Raw genomic sequence first — 18,643 nt, 5'->3', positions numbered from 1 at the left:
ATAAATAGTTGTTATAATGAGTTTAATCTTAAATAAAGGGGTTTTAAGCATGAATACGTTTAATAGTAAATCTTTCAACTTGTTGCTAAAGCTTTTGATAATTATTGTGACTATTGCATTAGTTGTAACATCATTAAGTATATTACCTTTGTTAATTAGTATAATAGTTATAATTATTATTCCAACGTCATTTATAAATGATATAATAAATGAAAATCAAGATAGTTTATATGATGCTTTTAATGTTTCAAGCAATGTAGTTTCTAAGCATGATTTAAATGATGTCACTTTTTATAAACCCTCAGTGATTATCTTATTAGCGTTATTAATTGGTTTAATTTGTATTTATATAATTGGAATTTACTTTTTGAGGAAATGGTTGAAAAATATTAGTCAAAAAAGAATATTTACTTTAAAGAATGCAAATTTAATTGAAAAAATAGCTTACTGCTTTATTGTTATCGGTATTTATAATGCTATTTTGGGATTGGCTCGTTATTACGTATCGTATAGTATTGTTAGCGGTAATAGTAAACTACTATCTTTAATGGATAATGAAGTTGAATCATTGTCAGATTTTATATTTAGTTTTAATTTTGCATTTATATTTGCAGGAATCATTATTTGGATAATAGGTAGAGTTTTCAAATATGGAATGTTTTTACAAGATGAATACGATAGTACGATTTAGGAGATCATTTTATGATAATTATTAGGTTAGATAGGATATTAGCAGATAGAAAAGTTAAACTTAGTGAACTTGCAAATGAAATAGATATAACTATTGCAAATTTATCCAATCTAAAAACTGGAAAGGTTAAGGCAATTAGATTTTCAACGCTAGATGCTATTTGTAAAGCGCTTGATTGTCAGCCAGCAGACATTATTGAATATGTAGATGATAATGACATATAGAATATTTATCTTCGTCAAGTTTATATGATTTATGCAACATAATAAACACCACTATGTGTTTAATTTATATATTATATTTTTTTGTAATATTGGCAGTGATTTATGCCGACTCCTGCGGGAATAGCACTAGCCGAAGACTACAGGCTAAGGCAGTGCCCGCGGAAAGCGTGCATAAAAAAACTGACAACAAAGTCGGAGACTTTATCGACAGTCTGAAAGATTCCATTAATATGGAATCTTTTTTATTTTACTCATCAAGTAGTTGCAGAATTTCGTTATACTTTTGTTCACTTAACGTACCTAATGGACTTTGTTCAATTTCAAATATTAGAAAATCATCGGTAGAAGTAAAGTAAGTTTTGATGCTTTCACAAATTGTAGTTTTGTCTAAATTATTTTTTAAAAGCCATAAGCCTCTGTATATAAATAAAGCACTTCCTAAATTATTTAATTGAGACGGTAATTTTTCATAACCGTATGAAATGGAATTTAAATTATAAGACAATATATATTTTGACATCTATATCACGCTCCTATTTAAGCATATCATTAACCGATATTAAAAAGTTGGGAGAACTATGATATTTTAACGATTTCCATTGCAAGAGTGATTCATTAAAGAATTAATCTTCAACAGTCATTAACTTTTTCAGTAAATGTAAGTCAGTGGTGTGTGTTAGATCAATGAAATATTGCGTTTGCCATTTTTGAGATTTTTGAGCTGATGGGTTTAAATTGACCTCCCAAGGTGGGTAAACGCGCATTGCCATTTTCCCTTTATTATTTTCCGAATATAGTAAGCGTTGTGCAAGTAATTCAGATTTGGGGATAATAAAGAGACCTTTGTGTGTATGATCAAGCACCGTAATGATTAAGATATCTTTAGCTTCTTGATATGTAAATGGCCTATTGTTGTTATCGTAGTCTTTAGTCCAGAAAACAACAAAGTAACCAGATTTTGTTGGTGTTTTTTTAGCTAATCTGTGTCTATAGCTACAATGATTAATTTGAAAACAATAGCTTTCGTATTCTGCATTATAGGTTTCGTATGTTAAGTGATCTAAAGCACTTATATTTAATGAATTAAATAATGTACGCACTAATGTGATTGATTTATACATGGTTATCCTTTGGAATATGTATTTTGTATAAATAAGTATAGCATTCAAATAGATGATATATAAGTAAATGCTATATATGTTTAACGTATGAATTATTTGAAAAAAGGGTAATAAGTAACGTATGAATAATTTCAATAAAATGGAGTGATTAATATGAATTATATTAAATATGTGAAGTCTAAAGATAATACGAAACTCTATATGAAAGTGAATGATGTTCAAGAAGCAAAAGCAAATATTATTATCGTGCATGGAGTAGCAGAACATTTAGATCGCTATGATGAGATTACAGGCTATTTAAATGACAATGGTTTTAATGTCATAAGATATGATCAAAGAGGGCACGGGCGTTCAGAAGGAAAACAAACATTTTACAGCAATAGTGATGAAATTGTTGAAGATTTAGAAGCGGTCACAAATGATGTTAAGACACATATGGACGGTAAAGTATATCTAATTGGACATAGTATGGGCGGTTATACCGTTGCGTTATATGGAACACAACATCCAAATAAAGTAGATGGCGTGATAACTTCAGGTGCGTTAACACGTTATAATAATGAACTTTTTGGTAATCCTGATAAAAACATCTCACCGGACACTTATTTAGAAAATAGTTTAGGTGAAGGGGTATGTTCAGAAAAAGAAGTAATGGAAAAATATGAACTTGATGACTTAAATGCGAAGCAAATTTCAATGGGGCTTATCTTTTCATTAATGGATGGTATTGAATACCTAAAAGCGCATGCTCAAAATTTTACAGATAATGTATTAATTTTACATGGAAAAGAAGATGGTTTAGTAAGTTATCAAGATTCTATACAATTTTTTCAAGAAATAGGTTCAGTACATAAGTCATTACATATCTACGATCGCTTACAACATGAAATATTTAATGAAAAATCTCAAAATAAATTTATTTTTGAAGAAATCGTTGAATGGCTTGAAAATGAATTAAATAAAAATTAAAAAAGTAAGGTTACAACAATTGAATTAAATAAAACTGATGTGATTTTGTTTGATTTGTTTTAGAAAAATGAAGAATTTATAATAAATAAAATAGAGGAGTGATTAATATGGAAATAAAAACATTGCATATGGAATATGAAGAAAGTTTTAGTGATTTTGATAAACGTGTCAATGAATTTTTACAATACGTCAATGATAAGCAACACTGGGAATTAGTAAGTGTGACACCATCTGTCACGAACAGTGTTGAAGGTATAGACTATATCATAACAGTTATCTTTAAAAATTAAGCATAATAAAAAGTGGGGAACGGACATGCGTTTCCCACTTAAATATATAAATAATTAAGTTCCCTTAAAATTAATGCATGAATTCTTTTTCAGAAACATTAAAGTAATCAGCTAAAATTGATGCGTTTTTATTTGAAACATTGCGATAGCCATTTTCCCAGTCCCAAATTTGGCAAATTCTAATATCTGTATTATAGTTCGCGTTTAAATTAATTGCTAGTTTTGAAATACTTAAATTAGATTTTTCGCGCAATTCCATAAGGTTTTTCATAACGAGTCACTCCTAAAAGAAATAGATAATCAACATCCATGTGCCATTGTAGTATATATATTTCTGTAATACAAACTTATATTTTATTGAAAAATCCCACCGTATCATATAATGTTTTTTTGATTTTATTGTGTATACAAACAAAAAGTTGTTATTTTAGATGTAAACCATATATTTGATGTAAAAATGATTTCATAGATAAGGAGAAAATAAATGAGAATTATAGCGACAAGCAATTTTGTAGATGATCAAGACAAGGCGCAACAATTTTATACTGAAAAACTAGGGCTTAAGACAAAACATAATATTGAAATTGGCGGTGGTTTTAGATGGGTAACAGTTACAGAAAAAGATTCGACTAACCCCGTTGAAATCGTATTAGAGCCTAATGTCAGTCCTATATCTAAAGACTATCAAGAAGGACTATATGCGGCAGGGATTCCTGTCACAATGTTCGGCGTGGATAACTTGGATGGTGAACATCAAGCATTGATTGATAAAGGTATTACATTTCACACTGAACCAAAAGAAGTTGAAGGTATAAGATATGCTATTTTTGATGATACATGTGGTAATTTGATTCAAATCGTTGAGCAATAAATATAAATAAGTGATACATTACTGCTATAAATAATTACTAAGGTTATGGTTTGTGTACGTGTGCTTTTGGGAGGTAAATAATGGAATTAAATATAAAACATACGAGGGATGTAACTAGTCAAGAACTTATACAAATTTATCAAGCTCGGATTCGCGTGTTTGTCGTAGAACAAAAATGTATATATCAAGAGGTTGATGATTATGATCTAGATGCAATTCATGTCATATTGAGCAACGAGAATGACATTGTGGCTTATACAAGAATTATAACGTTTGAACAGCATGTAAGTTTTGGAAGAGTTTTGGTTTCCGAAAATTATAGAAATCAAGGCTATGGACGCAAAATAATCAATGAGACAATCAATAAAATAAATGAATTGTATCAAAACACGACAATAAAAATTTCAGGGCAAGCACATTTAAAGCCATTTTATGAATCATTTGGTTTTCACAGTGTTTCGGATACATATATGGAAGATGGTATACCACATATTGCGTTTAAAATGCGTACACAAATTTAAATATAATATGGGTAGTGATGTAATAATCGTTATATTTAAAAATCTACTTTGAATTTTTATTATAATCATATAATCTACAAAACAAAACGCCAACTAAGAAAAATCATTTTCTAGTTGGCGCTAATAATTAATTGGATTAAATAGACGCAGTGTTCTATATTGAATTAAAATTGAAGCCCCTTGATTTTGAGGTTGGTGACAACATTGAAATGTTAATTGTTTTGCGATTATTTTTTCATTTTGTCAACATCTTGCGAAACGAGTAATAGTAGTTCCTCGGTTTCTGAATCTGTTAAATCATCAGATCCTTTGATTCTAATAACTAAGCCTTTATCTGTTTTGACATGATAAACAGGTTCGCCATCCTTATAAACTTTACGTAATACTTCCATTCCATCACCCTTTTTTATAAAAACATTTCAATGCAAATATCCATAATTTATCGAAATGTATGATATCTAATACTAAATTCAACTAGATAATTAATCTGTTTTTTTATTAATGCTTTATCTATAGGATAACTTTTTATTAAATTGTTTTCCAACAGTATGATTGATTTTATTAAAATTAATTTATTATCAACTGCCATTATTAAGTATTGAAAGTTAAATGTTTTCAAAGTAGCAAAAAATAAATTGTAGTTATTTTGATATTATTAGTTATTTGTGTTTTTATTTAATAAAAGTGGGTATATATAACTAAGCACAAGAAGTCCTCCAAACTCTAGTGCCGATTATATTTTCGAGGTTGACGCCACTTTTCGAAGTGGCGTGTTTTAATTTTAAAAAGGGATGTAACATATGAAATTATTAAATATATTTTCGCTTATTTGCAGTATATTCATCGGTATGATTATTATTTATGGTGTCGTTATGATGGTCGGAGATGCTTTAGGTATCACAACATTTAATAATCAATTATTAATAGTAGGTTTGTCTCTGGTCTTACTTAGTGGATTGTTAGGGAAAAGTAAACCAAGATTATCAACGTTTGTATTATTTATAGGATTTATTATTGTCATAATAAATTAATAAAAAACTAAGCAGCAACACTAAAATAACTTTAAAAAGTATATTTTAGCATTGCTGCTTTATATCATTATCGAAGTCATTCAACATTTTGTCTAAGTTTATCGTCCATTTCTTTAGATACGCTTTGTAATAGGTTATTTGTTTGATATTGGGATAAGCTAGCATCTGTTTTTACTTTAATGATAAGTCCTAAATCTGTCTGTATATGATAAATAATGAAGTTATTTTCGTTTATTTTTCTTAAAGTTTTCATATCATCACCTCAGGGTAAAATTTGCGAGGTCACATAAGTGTAAAAAGTAAATATATGATTATTTTAAATCATTAGCGTATAAAAAGAAATAAATTGAATTATCAAATGAGAACAGTGACGTGGATCATTACTTCGATATTGTTATGGCGACGATATAAACAAGTTCTCATTAAAAAGACAAGGCTTCAACGGATGTCTTGTCTTTTGGTATGTATATACTAAGTGAAAATGTATTAAAACTGACTCGTTGTTCTATCTTCATCAACGACATCTTCTTCTAATTCGTCATCAATGACAATGTTTAATAGTGGCTTAATCAAAAAACTCAGACTAACAATCCCCAATAATACTAAAATAATTTTTTTCATCATGCTCATCTCCTAAGTTAATTTAAGTATTTGAAAATGAAAAACATAGCGCTTATATGTCATTTTATATTATAAAGTAACATTTTACGATTCATATCAATTATACCAAATAATTTAGTTGTATCATGTTAAATTATATAATAATAAAAAAATATACGCTTTATTTTAATTTTGGTGCTAAGAGAATAAGCAGGAATCAATGTATTACGATTTAATCAGCGAAGGTATCATTTTTATATAAAAAAGTTCACCTATCAATTCAATTAAAGTCTGTGTGATGATCACTGTTGTGGTTATTGTAACCCACTGATCTGGTAATGATAATGCTAGGGGAAGTACGACTAAGGCATTTCTAGTGCTTGTACTAAAGGCTAATGTCCGTAAAATGGATGGTTTTAAATGGAAAAGTTTACCCGTGAAATATCCGATAAAAGGAGCGATTAGCATAAAGATAATATATATAGGCGCTACTTTGACAACAACCGATAAGTCATTAGCGATTTTATTAATTTGTGAACCTACCACGGTAAATAATACCAGTGACATAAAGAGTTCAGGTAGCCAAGAAGTGGCCTTTAAAGTCTGTGACATCACATAATATTTTTTACTCAATAATTGTAAAGTCAATACGAGTAGTAATGGAATAATTATAAATGTGAAAAAAGAATGTATAAACGGCTCTATATCAATTATTGTAAGTATAGATTTATCTAAAAACATTGTTAAATACAGTGGTAATAATAAAATTTGTAAAACAAATAAAATGGGTGTTGAGATAAGCATATATTGAGCGTTGCCTTTACCTAAAGCAGTGAAAACAATGACGTAATCAATACATGGTGTTAATAGTACTAGAAATAGCCCAATTAATATTGCAGATGAGCTTATATTGAAAATAGAAATTAAAAAGTAAACGAAAATAGGTAGAATGACAAAATTAGCAATGATAAGTGCTGTCACAAATTTTAAGTTTAGGACACGCTTTTGTAATTCGAAAAAGGGGATCTGTGAAAACATACTAAACATAAGTATTGCGATACATATAGCTACAAAAGTTTCTAAAATGCCAGATATACCTGGGAAATTGGTCCCTATCAGTATGCCAAGTATTATTGCAGAAAAATAAATATAGATTTGAAAGTGTTCAATTTTTGTTTTGAAATGTTGCATAGTAACCTCACTTTACTGTATATATGATTGAAAATATGAATGGACATAGATTAAAATAAACCTCACAATTCTAAAGTTGATTGAACGAAAGAATGAGGTTTATTTAGTGTTACAGGTTATGATTTTTGTTCCGCTTGCACATTTACTTTATTTTCAATTTTATCTTCATTTGAATTGTCGACACTCAATAATAAAGCGCGAACGACAAGTACACCAGTTAGCAATAGTAATAGATTTTTGAATAATTTCATTCCCATCACACACCTATCTTATTAAACTGAGTTACGCACTGTTTCATGACATGAGGTACCACAACTATAAAGTTATAACGATTATTAAATATATACCCGTTTTTAGTAATTATAAAGGCGTTTAAATATCCTTAATAACAATTTGTTTATTGGCTTTTTTGACTTCGGCAACAAGGGATTGACTATTGTTTTCAACTGACGTATCAGTAACTTCGTCATTTTTAATAGTAAAAAATACTTGGCTTAAAATGCCCATAGCATAGTCGTTAATTGGACTGACTAAGGAAATTGAATTTTCATCTTCTTGAATAGCAAATGCTTGTTTACTTTGATTGATTAGCTGCCATTCAGGTAAATAAGTTAATTTCATAAATAACACTCCCTAAGGTGAATCTAAATGGTTAAATTGTATTGATTATATTATAAACTAAATGTATCAATGAATATACAATTTCAAGAGATTTACAATAGCGCAGTTAAATTGAATTTTTAAGGGAATAACATAGTGAAAATAAAAATCATTAGAGGTGATGTTATGAATTTTCTTATTATTGTAATACTTAGCCTCATTTTTGCATTTTTAGCAACGATGCCATTCTTATTTATTAATACCAGGTTGCATGAAAATACTAATCACTCAAAAGATGAGGTTCAACATGAGAGGGTGCGAGCAGTTAAACGCTTTGTTTACTTTTTTATTTTAGCAATAGTGATTTTGTTAATTTACACTTTTTTAACTGATTAAAGATTAAAATATAGGATGAACGTATGAATTATAGCTGGATGCTTAAGTTAAACTAGCAAAAGTCATGCTATAGAAAGTATATTTTTAAATAATTTAACTATGCTAGATTATAAAAAAGCCCTGCAAAGTCGTTTTCATTTAGTAAATGTCTACTTTGAAGGGCGCATCCGTATTAAATTAGAGATTCTTTGGTACAATATTTAACTAAATATGAGTGCAAATAGGATACCTACAACACCAAAAATAAGCAACATTACTGTAACGCCTAGTAATGATTCTTTTGCTTGTTCAGAACCTCTTAATTTGTATGTGATAAGTGAAACGATACCACAAATTAAAAAGACAAGAGATAGCCAAAAAACAATCATGAAATGTAGATTCAAATCACTACACCTCCTTTAATATGTTTAAATGTTTATAGTGAGTTCAATAAAATTAAATCATTGAACAAGTTTTGTTATATCTCATAGCCTTATCATCTTATCACTAATTAACAAACAGCAATAGGGAAAATATTGAAATTACTGTTTTATATTTAAGTGTAAGCAGCAATAATACAAATTATAGTGAAGTTTGAAAAAAGGGAAAATAGGTAATTTAAAACTGTGACAAGCTTTTATAGGGGGATATCGAATTCAATGGAAGATAATAATTTAAAACAATTGATACAAAGCATCGAATCACTACAATCCAAAAATATTGATGAATATCAAGAATCATTCGAAAAAGTTGAATCTGAAATTGTACAACAAAAAGTTGAGGTAAGAAATTCATTAATGCCTGATAATAATCAAGAAGATGAACGAATTAAGGATATTGCAAATAAGCTAAACAAACATATTAAGACTGGCTTTAGTGAGTTTGAAAAGGTAGATGAAATTCTGAATTATTTAGAACCTGCTTTTCAAAGAGGGAAGGTAGATAAAGCATATGGACGTGCACTTGTACTTTTAGTAGAAAATACAATGATTGAACAAGTGAAAATACATTTTGAACATTCAAAAGATAATGCCAGATTAATGGATTTTATCTTAGATAAGTTAATAGAATTAAGTGAAGAAATCATGCCAGATAATTATACAGAAATTTTGAGATTAGAAAAAAGATTCTTTGAGTTACGATATAGTGAAAAGTAATATACTTTAAATTAAGTAGCTGATTAATGTATAATATGAGTAATATAATGAAGATAGGAGATAGAACGATGAATGAAGTAAATAAAGTAATTTACATTGTTTTAGCCGTTTTCTTGGGTAGTTTTGGTATTCACAAATTTTACGCAAGAAAAACAGGTATGGGTATTCTTTTCCTAGTATTTTGTTGGACAGGGATTCCACAAATTTTAGCGATTATTGGCGCAATTTTAACATTATTCAAACCAGCAGATCAAAACGGTAATGTCTTAGTCTAAAACCAATACAATTTAGGCTGAGTAAAACGAAATGAAATTTAGTTTTTGGATACAAGTAAACCCTACGCATATGAATGCGTAGGGTTTGTTTTGTTAATATATTAATATATGACAATAAAAAGTGGGCTGATACGCATATTTCACTCAGCTTTAAAATATATTGTTAGAGATTAACATATAATTAAAAAAACTTTATAAAATTTACAATTCTTAATTAAATCTTGTGGCGACAGTAAACAATTAAAAAACTTTTAAATTTTAAAATGTATCGTAATAGACAAATAGTTATTATTTGTTATGATTAAATAAAGATTTGAAAAAGATTAACAGTGTAACGAATAAAATAAAGATGGTCGAGGTAACGCTTATGACATTTTATGATTTTGTAATTGGTTTTATTGAAGACGATACACCGTTAGGGCAACTTGCACATAATATCATGAGAGATAAAAATTTCCCTAGATATGAAACAAGTTCTATTAAGTTAAACTCGTATTTTTATAGTCATTATTTTGATCACGAAGTATTAGCATCCGCAAAAAGAGCATTGAGTTTATACCTTAATAATATTGAACTTAGATAATTAAAAAGAAGTTTACTTATCGTAATACCAATTTTGTTTTCTCAAAGCGTCTCTAATGTCTTGAGTTTTAAAATTTATTTCGTTATTTCTGATCGAGAAAGGTTCAATTATATTTTGAGCCATCCATGAGTTAATGAGTTCCTTAGGTAAACCATCTAGTTCCATATCACTTTTACTTACAACAAAGCATTCCCAATCAAGTGAAACTTTAGATGGATTAACGTAATTACATTCATTAAGTTGATTCATAAAAACACTCCTTAATATTGTAAATCCGACGTTAACTTTTACCCATGTATGTTGAAAATGAAACGATATTCAAAAAATAAATTATTATTATGTCATTTTTTGAATCATTCATAAAGCATATATAAATTTGAAAGTATTTTATAGAATAGTGCTGTTGCGGTTTAAAGAAATATAAGCTTAAATATAACTCATTTTGTGAACTTATTATAAAAAAATGACCCGAAAAATTTCGACATCTTAATAGTTGTAATTCAAACTGTCGGCAAAGTCTTGGCTTTGTTGGCAGTTTTTACGCACTCTTTACGCAATCACTGTCTTAGTTTGTAGATTTCGGCTAGCGCTGTTTCCATGGAAATTGGGTCAAATGACTGCCAATGCAATAGGAAAAATATGTCCTGCACGATCTACATATATGAATAAATATAAAAAATAGACAAATCTTCCACAAATTAATGTGGTAGATTTGTCTATATCCTAACCTACGCTATCATAATAGTCGTAGGTATTTAAAATCTATTTTTTTGCTACTGTGTATGCTTTACCAAGGTATAATACCGAGGACACAGGCTACAATAATCATAAATAAACTGGAACCAATAGCCCATTTTATGACGATTCTTTGGTTTTGTCCGTATTCAATATCTAACATACCGACAAGTAAGTAACCTGCAGCATATAGTGGACTTAATACATGAAGCGGTTGTCCTAATACCGAAGCTCTTGCCATGTCAACTTTAGAGATACCAAATTGTTGCGCTGATTCAGCAAGTATTGGTAATACACCATAATAAAATGGATCATTTGCCATAAAGTAGGTGAATGGGCCACTAAGTATCGCAGTGATTAAAGCAAAATGGTTGCCCATTGCATCAGGAATAATGTGTACCAAGGCGTTAGCCATTTCATTGACCATCTTAGTACCATTCATTACACCAGTAAAGATACCAGAGGCAAATACTAAACTAATAACGGATAGTACATCGCCAGCGTGTTTTTTTACAACTGAATTTTGAATACTGAGATTTGGATAATTGAGTAAAATTGCAACGCCAAACCAAAGCATAAACATAACTGGAATAGGCATGATACTAATGACCAAACATATGATCAACGAAATGGTAAGCAAGGCATTTGGTATAAGCATTTTAGGTCTTTTAAGTAATGATTCTTCTTTTGTATCTGTAGGTTTAATATCATCTAAGTCAATATCTGTATAAGATGTGATATGTTTTTTGGCACGTTTACCTAATATGTATGCAACGCCAAAAGCAAAAACAATTCCGGCAATCATAGCAGGAATAATTGGTACGAATACTTCTTCAGTAGTGACTTGCAGTGAAGAAATTGCTCGTGCCGTCGGGCCACCCCAAGGTAACATATTCATAACACCTATGGATAGTAGTGCCAGCGTCGATAGTGTATATAAACTCATGCCGATTTTTTTATAAAGTGGCATCATTGCAGTAACAGTGATAATGAAAGTCGTTGTCCCATCGCCATCTAATGCTACCATTGATGCTAAGATAACAGTACCAAAAGTGATTTTAACTGGGTCCCCTTTAACGACTTTTATAATTTGATTAATGACAGGTTCGAATAATCCCGCGTCAATCATCACACCAAAATAGAGTATTGCGAAAGTAAGCATAATTCCTGTTGGTGCAACGGTTTCAATACCATCTAGCATAAATTTACCGAGACCTGCATAAAAACCACCAATCAATGCAAAAATTGTTGGTATAACAATTAACGCAGTTAAGGCTGACATTTTACGTGTCATAATTAATACCATGAATATAATAATCATGATAAAACCTAATATAGCTAAATTCATTTGTAATCCCCCCTATTTTTTATATTATAGCGCTTTCAGAAGATTTGTAAAATTAAAATATGAAAAAACTTTATATTAATTAATAGGGCATATAATTTGAAAATAAAAAAGCCTCTATAATTAACTAAATAACTTTAGAATTATAGAGGTTTAAATATTATATTGAATTGATATGTAAGAGATTAAGCTATAAATCCAGAAATATAAGCTGTCCATATTGGATAACTTAATAAAATAAATGAAAAAATAGATACGCACATTGCAAAAATGTTCGCAATACGATCGCCACGTAGACAAGCGTAAATGTTAATTAATAAGACACCTAAGATAAATAAGCCACCTGTTAAAATAGGTAGGTTACCTTCTAAAACTTTTCCAATTGCAAGTAAAGGTGTTGCTAACGTAATTAACGACAAGAATAGTGACAATAAGGTTGTAGCATATTTCAAAGTATTCAGTCCTCTCTTGTATTTTAAAATGATATCAATTTAAAAAAATTAAAACTGTTTTGTACTTACTTAAAAATAATATTTGCTTATGCGTAGGATTGCAGGTTATTTTAAAATATTAAGAGGTAGAATGATATATTCATGTTAAATGAAACACAGTCAATCATTAATACAAACGCTTTATTCACCAATATATGGCGTATTTTAATTAATAGGTATCAACGGTATGATTTATTCGAATAACTCGATATCTTGCTTGTTAAAGTAGTAAATGAGCCAATGTTCATCTACGTAATAGTCTTCATATTTTCTAGCGTGTTGTTCCAAAACCAGTGTCTCAAAATTGAGATTGCTGAAAAATACTTTGCCACTAATATTATTTGAAACAAGAGAAGTCATTAAAATCTCAATTTGTTTTTCATTACATATTTCGAAGACTTTACGCATTAACAAGTTTGATATAGATGCTCGTGCGTTGTGATTTTCACCTTTTACACACATGTTTTCCAATGTAGCTTTATGCGCTATACTATATCGATTTGTATGAATTAATGTGACAGCACCAATTAATTCCTCACCATCAAATGCACCGATAATATTGTAGTCCGTAGTCTCCGGTGATAGGATTCTAGAAATATTTGCCTCTTCAAGACATTTTTTATTTTGCAGTTTCCATGCCATAACCTCAAGTTTCTTATCAATACCTTGTAGTAAAAGCGCGTGATATATAGGAAGATCTTCAATTGTTAAATAACGAATATGAGTCATTTATTCCCTCCTTATCCAGAAAACTAAATTATTAAGTATAAGTACTGTAGTTAAGCGATTTATATATAATACTAAAGGAAAAAATTTATTTGAGCAATACTATATTTAATTTTTTGTAAAGATATGTATAAATTTAGAGTTCAAGTTATAAAAAAATATATTTTTATAAAGTTTAAACCATTCCTTAATATAATTTTTAAGTAACGAAATTAAATAGGATAATTATGCTATAATATGGTGAGTTATATAAATGAAAGCGGAGGCATAAATTATGGGGGCTTTAGTAACAATCATAGTTTCTTTAATCGTGCTTATTCTTATTTCTTTTTCAATATTAATTGTATGTCTGTATAACCAATATAAAGACAATTAAAAGTATTTAAAACATGAGACTTCAAGAACAAGCAACAAGAACTGAATAGCAAAGAAAACCCCCGAAATTCAATTTAGAATTTCGGGGGAATTACATATTAATATTAATCTACAACTGCTACATTTAAGTCAACTTCTATATTACCACGTGTCGCTTTTGAATAAGGACAAAACTCATGCGCATCTTGTAAATATTTCTCTGCTTCTTCTTGAGATAATACGTTTTTAACTTTTGCATCAATAGAAACACTTAATTTAGGGCTCTCTGCTTCTGGATCATCTTCTAAACGAACAGTCAAAGTAACTTCTGGCTCAGCGCCTCTTACTTTATTTTGTTTTAAGATTAAATCGAAAGCACCATTAAAGCATGAAGCGTAACCTGCTGCGAACAATTGCTCTGGGTTCGTACCTTTTTCAGCATCGGCTTGAGCTGGTGGTACAATCGCTACATCAATTGCTTTATCATCAGTTTGAACGTGTCCATTACGTCCACCTGTATTTGTCGCTTTTGTTTCATAATTTACTGCCATACTTATTACCTCCTAAAATTTTCATATTTATTCTTTACCCAACAAATAAAATTTAAATCATTCTAAGATATCAAGAAAATATAATTTAAGGATTATTTGTAATTTTTTTCGAAGTTGTTATACAATTATAAATATTATTAAAAAGAGGGCGTTTTTAAATGACTGAAGTAAAAGTTGCTGTAACCATTGCACCAGAACAAGAACTCTCACAATCAACGATAGATGATTTAATACAGTTTCAAGATTCAATTGATATTATTGAATTACGAATCGATCAATGGACAAATCTAAACGAAATTGCTATCGAAAAAGTTGTTGAAGATCTTCAAAGTTTAAAACTAAATAAAAAGCTATTAGTGACGTATCGAACTTCAAATCAAGGTGGTTTAGGTGATTTTGGGGAGGATGACTATATACAAATTCTAAGGAAAATTTCTAATTGCCAAAATATAGATATGTTAGATATAGAATTTGATCAAACTAGATCACTCAATATTTTACAAGAACTGATTGAACTAGCTCATAAAAATCAAGTTCAAGTCGTACTGTCTCACCATAATTTTAAGGAAACACCAAAGCTTGAAGCGTTAAAGCATTTATTTTATAAAATGCAGCAGCTTGATTCGGATTATATAAAAGTTGCTGTGATGCCTCATGGTAAACAGGATGTACTAAACCTATTGAATGCAATGTCTGATACTGCAGATGTTGTTACGCAACATGTAGTGGGCATTGCCATGTCTAAGATTGGTTTAATATCAAGAACAGCACAGGGTGTATTTGGAGGGTCGATTTCATATGGCTGTTTAGACACACCCAAAGCGCCGGGACAAATACATGTTTCCACGTTAAAAAAGCAACTTAGTATGTACGAGTAATTTGAAAATATATTGTACCTGTCTTATAATTGAAAATAGTTATCATTGACGAAAGGGCGATATATAATGGAACTACAAGAAGCAATTGCGAATCGTAGAAGTGTTAAAATTTTTAAAAGAGATATGACTATAGATGACGACGCTTTATACAAAGCAATCAAACAGGCTACAGATGCGCCTAACCATGGTCTAAGAGAACCTTGGAGAGTAGTTCATATTGCAAAAGATAGATTAGGAGATATGAGTAAACAATTATCAGAAATAGCATTTCCTAATTTACAGAAAAAACAGCAAAACCATTATGAAGTAGCCACACATTTAGGTGGTATGCTTGCTTTAATTGTCAAAGAAGATCCTAGACAAAAAGAAAACTTGGAAAATCATATGGCTTTTGGTGCATTTGCTCAAAATTTAATGCTCTTATTACACGAAGCAGGTATAGGTACATGTTGGAAATCACCTGCATATATTTTTACACCAGAAATTAGAGAACTCTTTGGGGTTAAAGATGATGAAAAATTAGTGGGGTTGTTATATTTAACAGATTTAGAAGACGAGTTACCTCATAGAGAGCGTCACTTTAATGAAATAATAGAAAAATTTTAATTGCTATAAGTACTGTGATGCATTGCATCATATTAAAAAGGAAGCTGAAACATAACTAAAGATGTTTCAGCTTCCTTTTATTGTTTAAAAATTAAGTGATTATTTAAACGTTTCTTCTAAAAATGATTCAACTTGATCTGGTGATTTCGCATTAGCAGAATGTAGGTGTGCTAATTTTTCACCATTTTTGAATACGAGTAAACTAGGGATGCCCATAACGTCATTTTCTGCTGCAACATCTTCTAATTCATCACGGTTAACAGTGAACCAACCATAATCATTGTATTTTTCTTGAATTGGATCAATCCACATATCCATTGCTTTACAATCAGGGCACCAACCAGCTTCGAATTTTACAATCACTGGATTATCGCTTTGAATTGTTTCTTTAAATGCATCATTTGTGTTAATAGGTTTCATTGATTTTGCTCCTTTTTTTGATATTAGTAATACCATTATAACGGACGATTGTATGTTATAAAAAAAATCAGCTTATTAATTAGAGCGTTTTTGTAACAAATTTGATATATTAGTGATAACTAGTTATAGGAGGTACAGAATCATGATAAAATTTTACCAGTATCCTAATTGTACAACTTGTAAAAAAGCAGCTAAATTTTTACAAGATTACGGTGTGAGTTTTGAACCCATAGATATCGTACAGCATACACCAACTAAAAATGAGTTTAAAGAAATACTAGAAGTAACTGATATCGATATTAATAAATTGTTCAATACGCATGGCGCTAAATATCGTGAATTAGGTTTAAAAGATAAACTTAAAGATTTAACAGATGATGAAAAGTTAGATTTATTATCTGCCAATGGCATGTTGGTTAAAAGACCGCTAGCGATTTCAGGTGACAAAGTAACTGTTGGATTTAAAGAAGACGAATATAAAGCAACTTGGTTGTCATAAAATAATAAAGGCGATTAAATTACGTTGGACTATTATTTTGACAAAATAATGAAAACGCTTTACCGGTGTTTTTCGAAAACATTATAATAATTTAAAGATGCCATTAAATAGTTGATTGTATGCTATTCATATGGCATCATTAATATGTAAAAACATTTAGGAGGGGATTCTCGTGGCAGTACCGAGTGAATTAAAATATTCTAAAGAACATGAGTGGGTAAAAGTTGAAGGTAATACAGTAACAATTGGTATCACTGAATATGCACAAGGTGAACTTGGCGATATCGTATTCGTTGAATTACCAGAAGTTGATGATGAAATTAATGAAGGCGACACGTTTGGTAGTGTTGAGTCCGTAAAAACAGTTTCAGAACTTTATGCGCCAGTATCAGGTAAAGTTTTAGAATCTAATGAAGAACTAGAAGACAGTCCAGAATTCGTAAATGAATCACCTTACGAAAAAGCTTGGATGGTAAAAGTTGAATTAAGTGACGAAAGTCAATTAGATGAATTAATGTCAGCAGAACAATATTCTGAAATGATTGGTGAATAATATTACATAGAACTCCATGATATAACTATCTTGGAGTTTTTATTTTACCTTTTTTTATCTATATTCAAATGAGACTAATCAAAAAATTGTTAAGACTTTGTAAATGCAGACGTTGTCATTTGTTGTAGGTAAGTGTATTTAGCTGACAAAAATGGATTGCCATAATAAGATGAAATTAGAAAACTGTAAAGGATGTTTATGGTCACTCAGTATTGTGAAGAACTAAATAGAGAAATTTACTATCAACATTTAGAGGGTGGATGTCATGGCGATACTAAACCAAGTAATTATTGTAGAAGGAAAGTCAGACAAAAAGCGGGTAAAACAAGTAATCGATCAACCAATCGATATTATTTGTACTAATGGTACGATGGGTGTCGATAAAATTGATGAAATGATTGATACATTATACGATAAACAAGTGTATATACTTGTCGATGCCGATGATGAAGGTGAAAAAATTCGAAAATGGTTTAAACGATATTTAAGTGAAAGTAGACATATAAGAATAGATAAACAATATTGTGAGGTTGCACGTTGTCCTAAACGATATTTATCCAGAGTGCTTGAAAAGCATGGGTTTACGGTAAAGGATGAAGAAAAAGTAGCTAAAGCGAAATTGGATTATATAGCTGAAAGGGTAAGTTTATTAACATGAAGTTAACAAATCAACAACGCGTCAATATAGATGAACATATAAATCAGGAAAAATATCTTATATTTGGATACACACCGACATGTGGTACCTGTAAAGTTTCTGAAAGAATGTTAGACATTGCTAATGAAATATTAAAATTACCAATTACTAAAATCGATTTGAATTTTCATCCAGATTTTAGTCAGGAACATGAAATACAATCTGTACCTGTGTTGATGTTGATGTCAAAAGGTGAAGAGCAAAAAAGAATTTACGCATTTCAATCCGTCCCTAATTTGTTAGAAAATTTAAAATAATTATTGACGAATCATTAGTGCGATGGTAGGAT

Annotated in this window: 32 protein-coding genes; 16 read left to right on the top strand and 16 right to left on the bottom strand. The window is 29.8% G+C overall.

The window, feature by feature from the left end:
• Positions 1 to 49 precede the first annotated feature (49 nt).
• Both M1D64_RS10075 and M1D64_RS10070 read left to right on the top strand, forming a co-directional pair.
• The gene (locus M1D64_RS10075) at positions 50 to 691 is read left to right on the top strand and encodes a DUF2975 domain-containing protein (protein WP_100217403.1); all 642 of its coding nucleotides are present in this window, start codon (positions 50 to 52) and stop codon (positions 689 to 691) included.
• 11 nt (positions 692 to 702) lie between these two features.
• Entirely contained in the window at positions 703 to 915 is a 213-nt protein-coding gene (locus M1D64_RS10070; protein ID WP_037538931.1) for a helix-turn-helix domain-containing protein, read from the top strand.
• A 247-nt stretch (positions 916 to 1,162) separates the two neighbouring features.
• Here the strand turns inward: M1D64_RS10070 and M1D64_RS10065 are convergent, their stop codons facing one another.
• Positions 1,163 to 1,435 carry a hypothetical protein gene (locus M1D64_RS10065; RefSeq protein ID WP_041079648.1) on the bottom strand — a complete coding sequence of 91 codons (273 nt, stop codon included), beginning with the start codon at positions 1,433 to 1,435 and terminating at the stop codon, positions 1,163 to 1,165.
• Between the two features lie 103 nt (positions 1,436 to 1,538).
• Positions 1,539 to 2,036 carry a MepB family protein gene (locus M1D64_RS10060; RefSeq protein ID WP_041079646.1) on the bottom strand — a complete coding sequence of 166 codons (498 nt, stop codon included), beginning with the start codon at positions 2,034 to 2,036 and terminating at the stop codon, positions 1,539 to 1,541.
• Positions 2,037 to 2,189: 153 nt separating this feature from the next.
• Between M1D64_RS10060 and M1D64_RS10055 the strand changes: the two genes are divergently transcribed.
• Positions 2,190 to 3,005: an alpha/beta hydrolase gene (locus M1D64_RS10055; protein WP_011303567.1), complete on the top strand. Its 816-nt coding sequence runs from the start codon at positions 2,190 to 2,192 to the stop codon at positions 3,003 to 3,005.
• A 107-nt stretch (positions 3,006 to 3,112) separates the two neighbouring features.
• A complete protein-coding gene (locus M1D64_RS10050; RefSeq protein ID WP_041079644.1) occupies positions 3,113 to 3,295 on the top strand; it encodes a hypothetical protein in 183 nt (60 codons plus the stop codon).
• A 70-nt stretch (positions 3,296 to 3,365) separates the two neighbouring features.
• On the opposite strand, the gene M1D64_RS10045 is transcribed toward M1D64_RS10050, so the two are convergent.
• Positions 3,366 to 3,566 carry a helix-turn-helix domain-containing protein gene (locus tag M1D64_RS10045; protein WP_011303566.1) on the bottom strand — a complete coding sequence of 67 codons (201 nt, stop codon included), beginning with the start codon at positions 3,564 to 3,566 and terminating at the stop codon, positions 3,366 to 3,368.
• A 213-nt stretch (positions 3,567 to 3,779) separates the two neighbouring features.
• On the opposite strand from M1D64_RS10045, the gene M1D64_RS10040 reads away from it, so the two are divergent.
• Entirely contained in the window at positions 3,780 to 4,166 is a 387-nt protein-coding gene (locus tag M1D64_RS10040; protein ID WP_069825756.1) for a VOC family protein, read from the top strand.
• 80 nt (positions 4,167 to 4,246) lie between these two features.
• Positions 4,247 to 4,687, top strand: coding sequence for a GNAT family N-acetyltransferase (locus M1D64_RS10035; protein WP_041079640.1), 441 nt, complete (start codon positions 4,247 to 4,249; stop codon positions 4,685 to 4,687).
• 227 nt (positions 4,688 to 4,914) lie between these two features.
• Here the strand turns inward: M1D64_RS10035 and vraX are convergent, their stop codons facing one another.
• Positions 4,915 to 5,079: a C1q-binding complement inhibitor VraX gene (gene vraX / locus M1D64_RS10030; protein WP_002483865.1), complete on the bottom strand. Its 165-nt coding sequence runs from the start codon at positions 5,077 to 5,079 to the stop codon at positions 4,915 to 4,917.
• Positions 5,080 to 5,487: 408 nt separating this feature from the next.
• Between vraX and M1D64_RS10025 the strand changes: the two genes are divergently transcribed.
• Positions 5,488 to 5,718 carry a hypothetical protein gene (locus M1D64_RS10025; RefSeq protein WP_011303563.1) on the top strand — a complete coding sequence of 77 codons (231 nt, stop codon included), beginning with the start codon at positions 5,488 to 5,490 and terminating at the stop codon, positions 5,716 to 5,718.
• Between the two features lie 76 nt (positions 5,719 to 5,794).
• Here the strand turns inward: M1D64_RS10025 and M1D64_RS10020 are convergent, their stop codons facing one another.
• The 6 genes from M1D64_RS10020 to tsaT form a co-directional block, all read right to left on the bottom strand.
• Positions 5,795 to 5,971: a hypothetical protein gene (locus tag M1D64_RS10020; RefSeq protein ID WP_162835591.1), complete on the bottom strand. Its 177-nt coding sequence runs from the start codon at positions 5,969 to 5,971 to the stop codon at positions 5,795 to 5,797.
• A gap of 233 nt (positions 5,972 to 6,204) precedes the next feature.
• Positions 6,205 to 6,348, bottom strand: a complete 144-nt coding sequence (locus M1D64_RS10015; protein ID WP_002483862.1) for a hypothetical protein — start codon at positions 6,346 to 6,348, stop codon at positions 6,205 to 6,207.
• A 195-nt stretch (positions 6,349 to 6,543) separates the two neighbouring features.
• Positions 6,544 to 7,509 carry an arsenic resistance protein gene (locus tag M1D64_RS10010; RefSeq protein WP_041079638.1) on the bottom strand — a complete coding sequence of 322 codons (966 nt, stop codon included), beginning with the start codon at positions 7,507 to 7,509 and terminating at the stop codon, positions 6,544 to 6,546.
• A gap of 116 nt (positions 7,510 to 7,625) precedes the next feature.
• A complete protein-coding gene (locus M1D64_RS10005) occupies positions 7,626 to 7,760 on the bottom strand; it encodes a hypothetical protein (RefSeq protein ID WP_011303560.1) in 135 nt (44 codons plus the stop codon).
• Positions 7,761 to 7,881: 121 nt separating this feature from the next.
• Positions 7,882 to 8,130 (bottom strand): hypothetical protein, encoded by a 249-nt coding sequence (locus M1D64_RS10000; RefSeq protein WP_041079636.1) that lies wholly within the window; start codon positions 8,128 to 8,130, stop codon positions 7,882 to 7,884.
• 575 nt (positions 8,131 to 8,705) lie between these two features.
• On the bottom strand, positions 8,706 to 8,888 hold the full coding sequence (gene tsaT, locus M1D64_RS09995) for a type II toxin-antitoxin system toxin TsaT (RefSeq protein WP_011303557.1): 183 nt from the start codon (positions 8,886 to 8,888) through the stop codon (positions 8,706 to 8,708).
• 255 nt (positions 8,889 to 9,143) lie between these two features.
• Here tsaT and M1D64_RS09990 point away from each other — a divergent pair, with 255 nt between their 5' ends.
• From M1D64_RS09990 to M1D64_RS09980, 3 genes are all read left to right on the top strand, one after another.
• Positions 9,144 to 9,641 (top strand): hypothetical protein, encoded by a 498-nt coding sequence (locus tag M1D64_RS09990; RefSeq protein WP_041079634.1) that lies wholly within the window; start codon positions 9,144 to 9,146, stop codon positions 9,639 to 9,641.
• A gap of 68 nt (positions 9,642 to 9,709) precedes the next feature.
• Positions 9,710 to 9,916 (top strand): TM2 domain-containing protein, encoded by a 207-nt coding sequence (locus M1D64_RS09985; RefSeq protein WP_002483856.1) that lies wholly within the window; start codon positions 9,710 to 9,712, stop codon positions 9,914 to 9,916.
• 367 nt (positions 9,917 to 10,283) lie between these two features.
• The gene (locus tag M1D64_RS09980; protein WP_037538918.1) at positions 10,284 to 10,499 is read left to right on the top strand and encodes a YozE family protein; all 216 of its coding nucleotides are present in this window, start codon (positions 10,284 to 10,286) and stop codon (positions 10,497 to 10,499) included.
• 12 nt (positions 10,500 to 10,511) lie between these two features.
• Here M1D64_RS09980 and M1D64_RS09975 read toward each other — a convergent pair whose 3' ends face one another.
• From M1D64_RS09975 to M1D64_RS09955, 5 genes are all read right to left on the bottom strand, one after another.
• Positions 10,512 to 10,748 (bottom strand): hypothetical protein, encoded by a 237-nt coding sequence (locus tag M1D64_RS09975; RefSeq protein WP_011303554.1) that lies wholly within the window; start codon positions 10,746 to 10,748, stop codon positions 10,512 to 10,514.
• 538 nt (positions 10,749 to 11,286) lie between these two features.
• Positions 11,287 to 12,582: a CitMHS family transporter gene (locus M1D64_RS09970; protein WP_480977477.1), complete on the bottom strand. Its 1,296-nt coding sequence runs from the start codon at positions 12,580 to 12,582 to the stop codon at positions 11,287 to 11,289.
• A gap of 182 nt (positions 12,583 to 12,764) precedes the next feature.
• Entirely contained in the window at positions 12,765 to 13,031 is a 267-nt protein-coding gene (locus tag M1D64_RS09965; protein ID WP_041079630.1) for a hypothetical protein, read from the bottom strand.
• A 231-nt stretch (positions 13,032 to 13,262) separates the two neighbouring features.
• A complete protein-coding gene (locus M1D64_RS09960) occupies positions 13,263 to 13,799 on the bottom strand; it encodes a GNAT family N-acetyltransferase (RefSeq protein ID WP_041079628.1) in 537 nt (178 codons plus the stop codon).
• Between the two features lie 476 nt (positions 13,800 to 14,275).
• The gene (locus tag M1D64_RS09955) at positions 14,276 to 14,701 is read right to left on the bottom strand and encodes an organic hydroperoxide resistance protein (RefSeq protein WP_011303551.1); all 426 of its coding nucleotides are present in this window, start codon (positions 14,699 to 14,701) and stop codon (positions 14,276 to 14,278) included.
• A gap of 158 nt (positions 14,702 to 14,859) precedes the next feature.
• Here M1D64_RS09955 and aroD point away from each other — a divergent pair, with 158 nt between their 5' ends.
• Positions 14,860 to 15,579 carry a type I 3-dehydroquinate dehydratase gene (gene aroD, locus M1D64_RS09950; RefSeq protein WP_041079626.1) on the top strand — a complete coding sequence of 240 codons (720 nt, stop codon included), beginning with the start codon at positions 14,860 to 14,862 and terminating at the stop codon, positions 15,577 to 15,579.
• A gap of 66 nt (positions 15,580 to 15,645) precedes the next feature.
• Entirely contained in the window at positions 15,646 to 16,185 is a 540-nt protein-coding gene (locus M1D64_RS09945) for a nitroreductase family protein (protein WP_002483850.1), read from the top strand.
• Between the two features lie 99 nt (positions 16,186 to 16,284).
• On the opposite strand, the gene M1D64_RS09940 is transcribed toward M1D64_RS09945, so the two are convergent.
• The gene (locus M1D64_RS09940) at positions 16,285 to 16,605 is read right to left on the bottom strand and encodes a thioredoxin family protein (RefSeq protein ID WP_011303549.1); all 321 of its coding nucleotides are present in this window, start codon (positions 16,603 to 16,605) and stop codon (positions 16,285 to 16,287) included.
• Positions 16,606 to 16,747: 142 nt separating this feature from the next.
• Here M1D64_RS09940 and M1D64_RS09935 point away from each other — a divergent pair, with 142 nt between their 5' ends.
• From M1D64_RS09935 to M1D64_RS09920, 4 genes are all read left to right on the top strand, one after another.
• Positions 16,748 to 17,104 carry an arsenate reductase family protein gene (locus M1D64_RS09935; protein ID WP_011303548.1) on the top strand — a complete coding sequence of 119 codons (357 nt, stop codon included), beginning with the start codon at positions 16,748 to 16,750 and terminating at the stop codon, positions 17,102 to 17,104.
• Positions 17,105 to 17,276: 172 nt separating this feature from the next.
• Positions 17,277 to 17,657, top strand: coding sequence for a glycine cleavage system protein GcvH (gene gcvH / locus M1D64_RS09930; RefSeq protein WP_002483847.1), 381 nt, complete (start codon positions 17,277 to 17,279; stop codon positions 17,655 to 17,657).
• 265 nt (positions 17,658 to 17,922) lie between these two features.
• Positions 17,923 to 18,315 carry a toprim domain-containing protein gene (locus tag M1D64_RS09925; protein WP_011303546.1) on the top strand — a complete coding sequence of 131 codons (393 nt, stop codon included), beginning with the start codon at positions 17,923 to 17,925 and terminating at the stop codon, positions 18,313 to 18,315.
• Complete coding sequence (locus M1D64_RS09920; protein ID WP_037538911.1) at positions 18,312 to 18,611, top strand: thioredoxin family protein; 300 nt, start codon at positions 18,312 to 18,314, stop codon at positions 18,609 to 18,611. Before M1D64_RS09925 ends, M1D64_RS09920 begins: the two co-directional genes overlap by 4 nt.
• Positions 18,612 to 18,643 lie beyond the last annotated feature (32 nt).

This window comes from Staphylococcus sp. Z5-21, assembly GCF_056529615.1.
The sequence above is the reverse complement of the archived record's forward strand: the minus strand, read 5'-3'. Positions and strand labels throughout refer to the sequence as shown.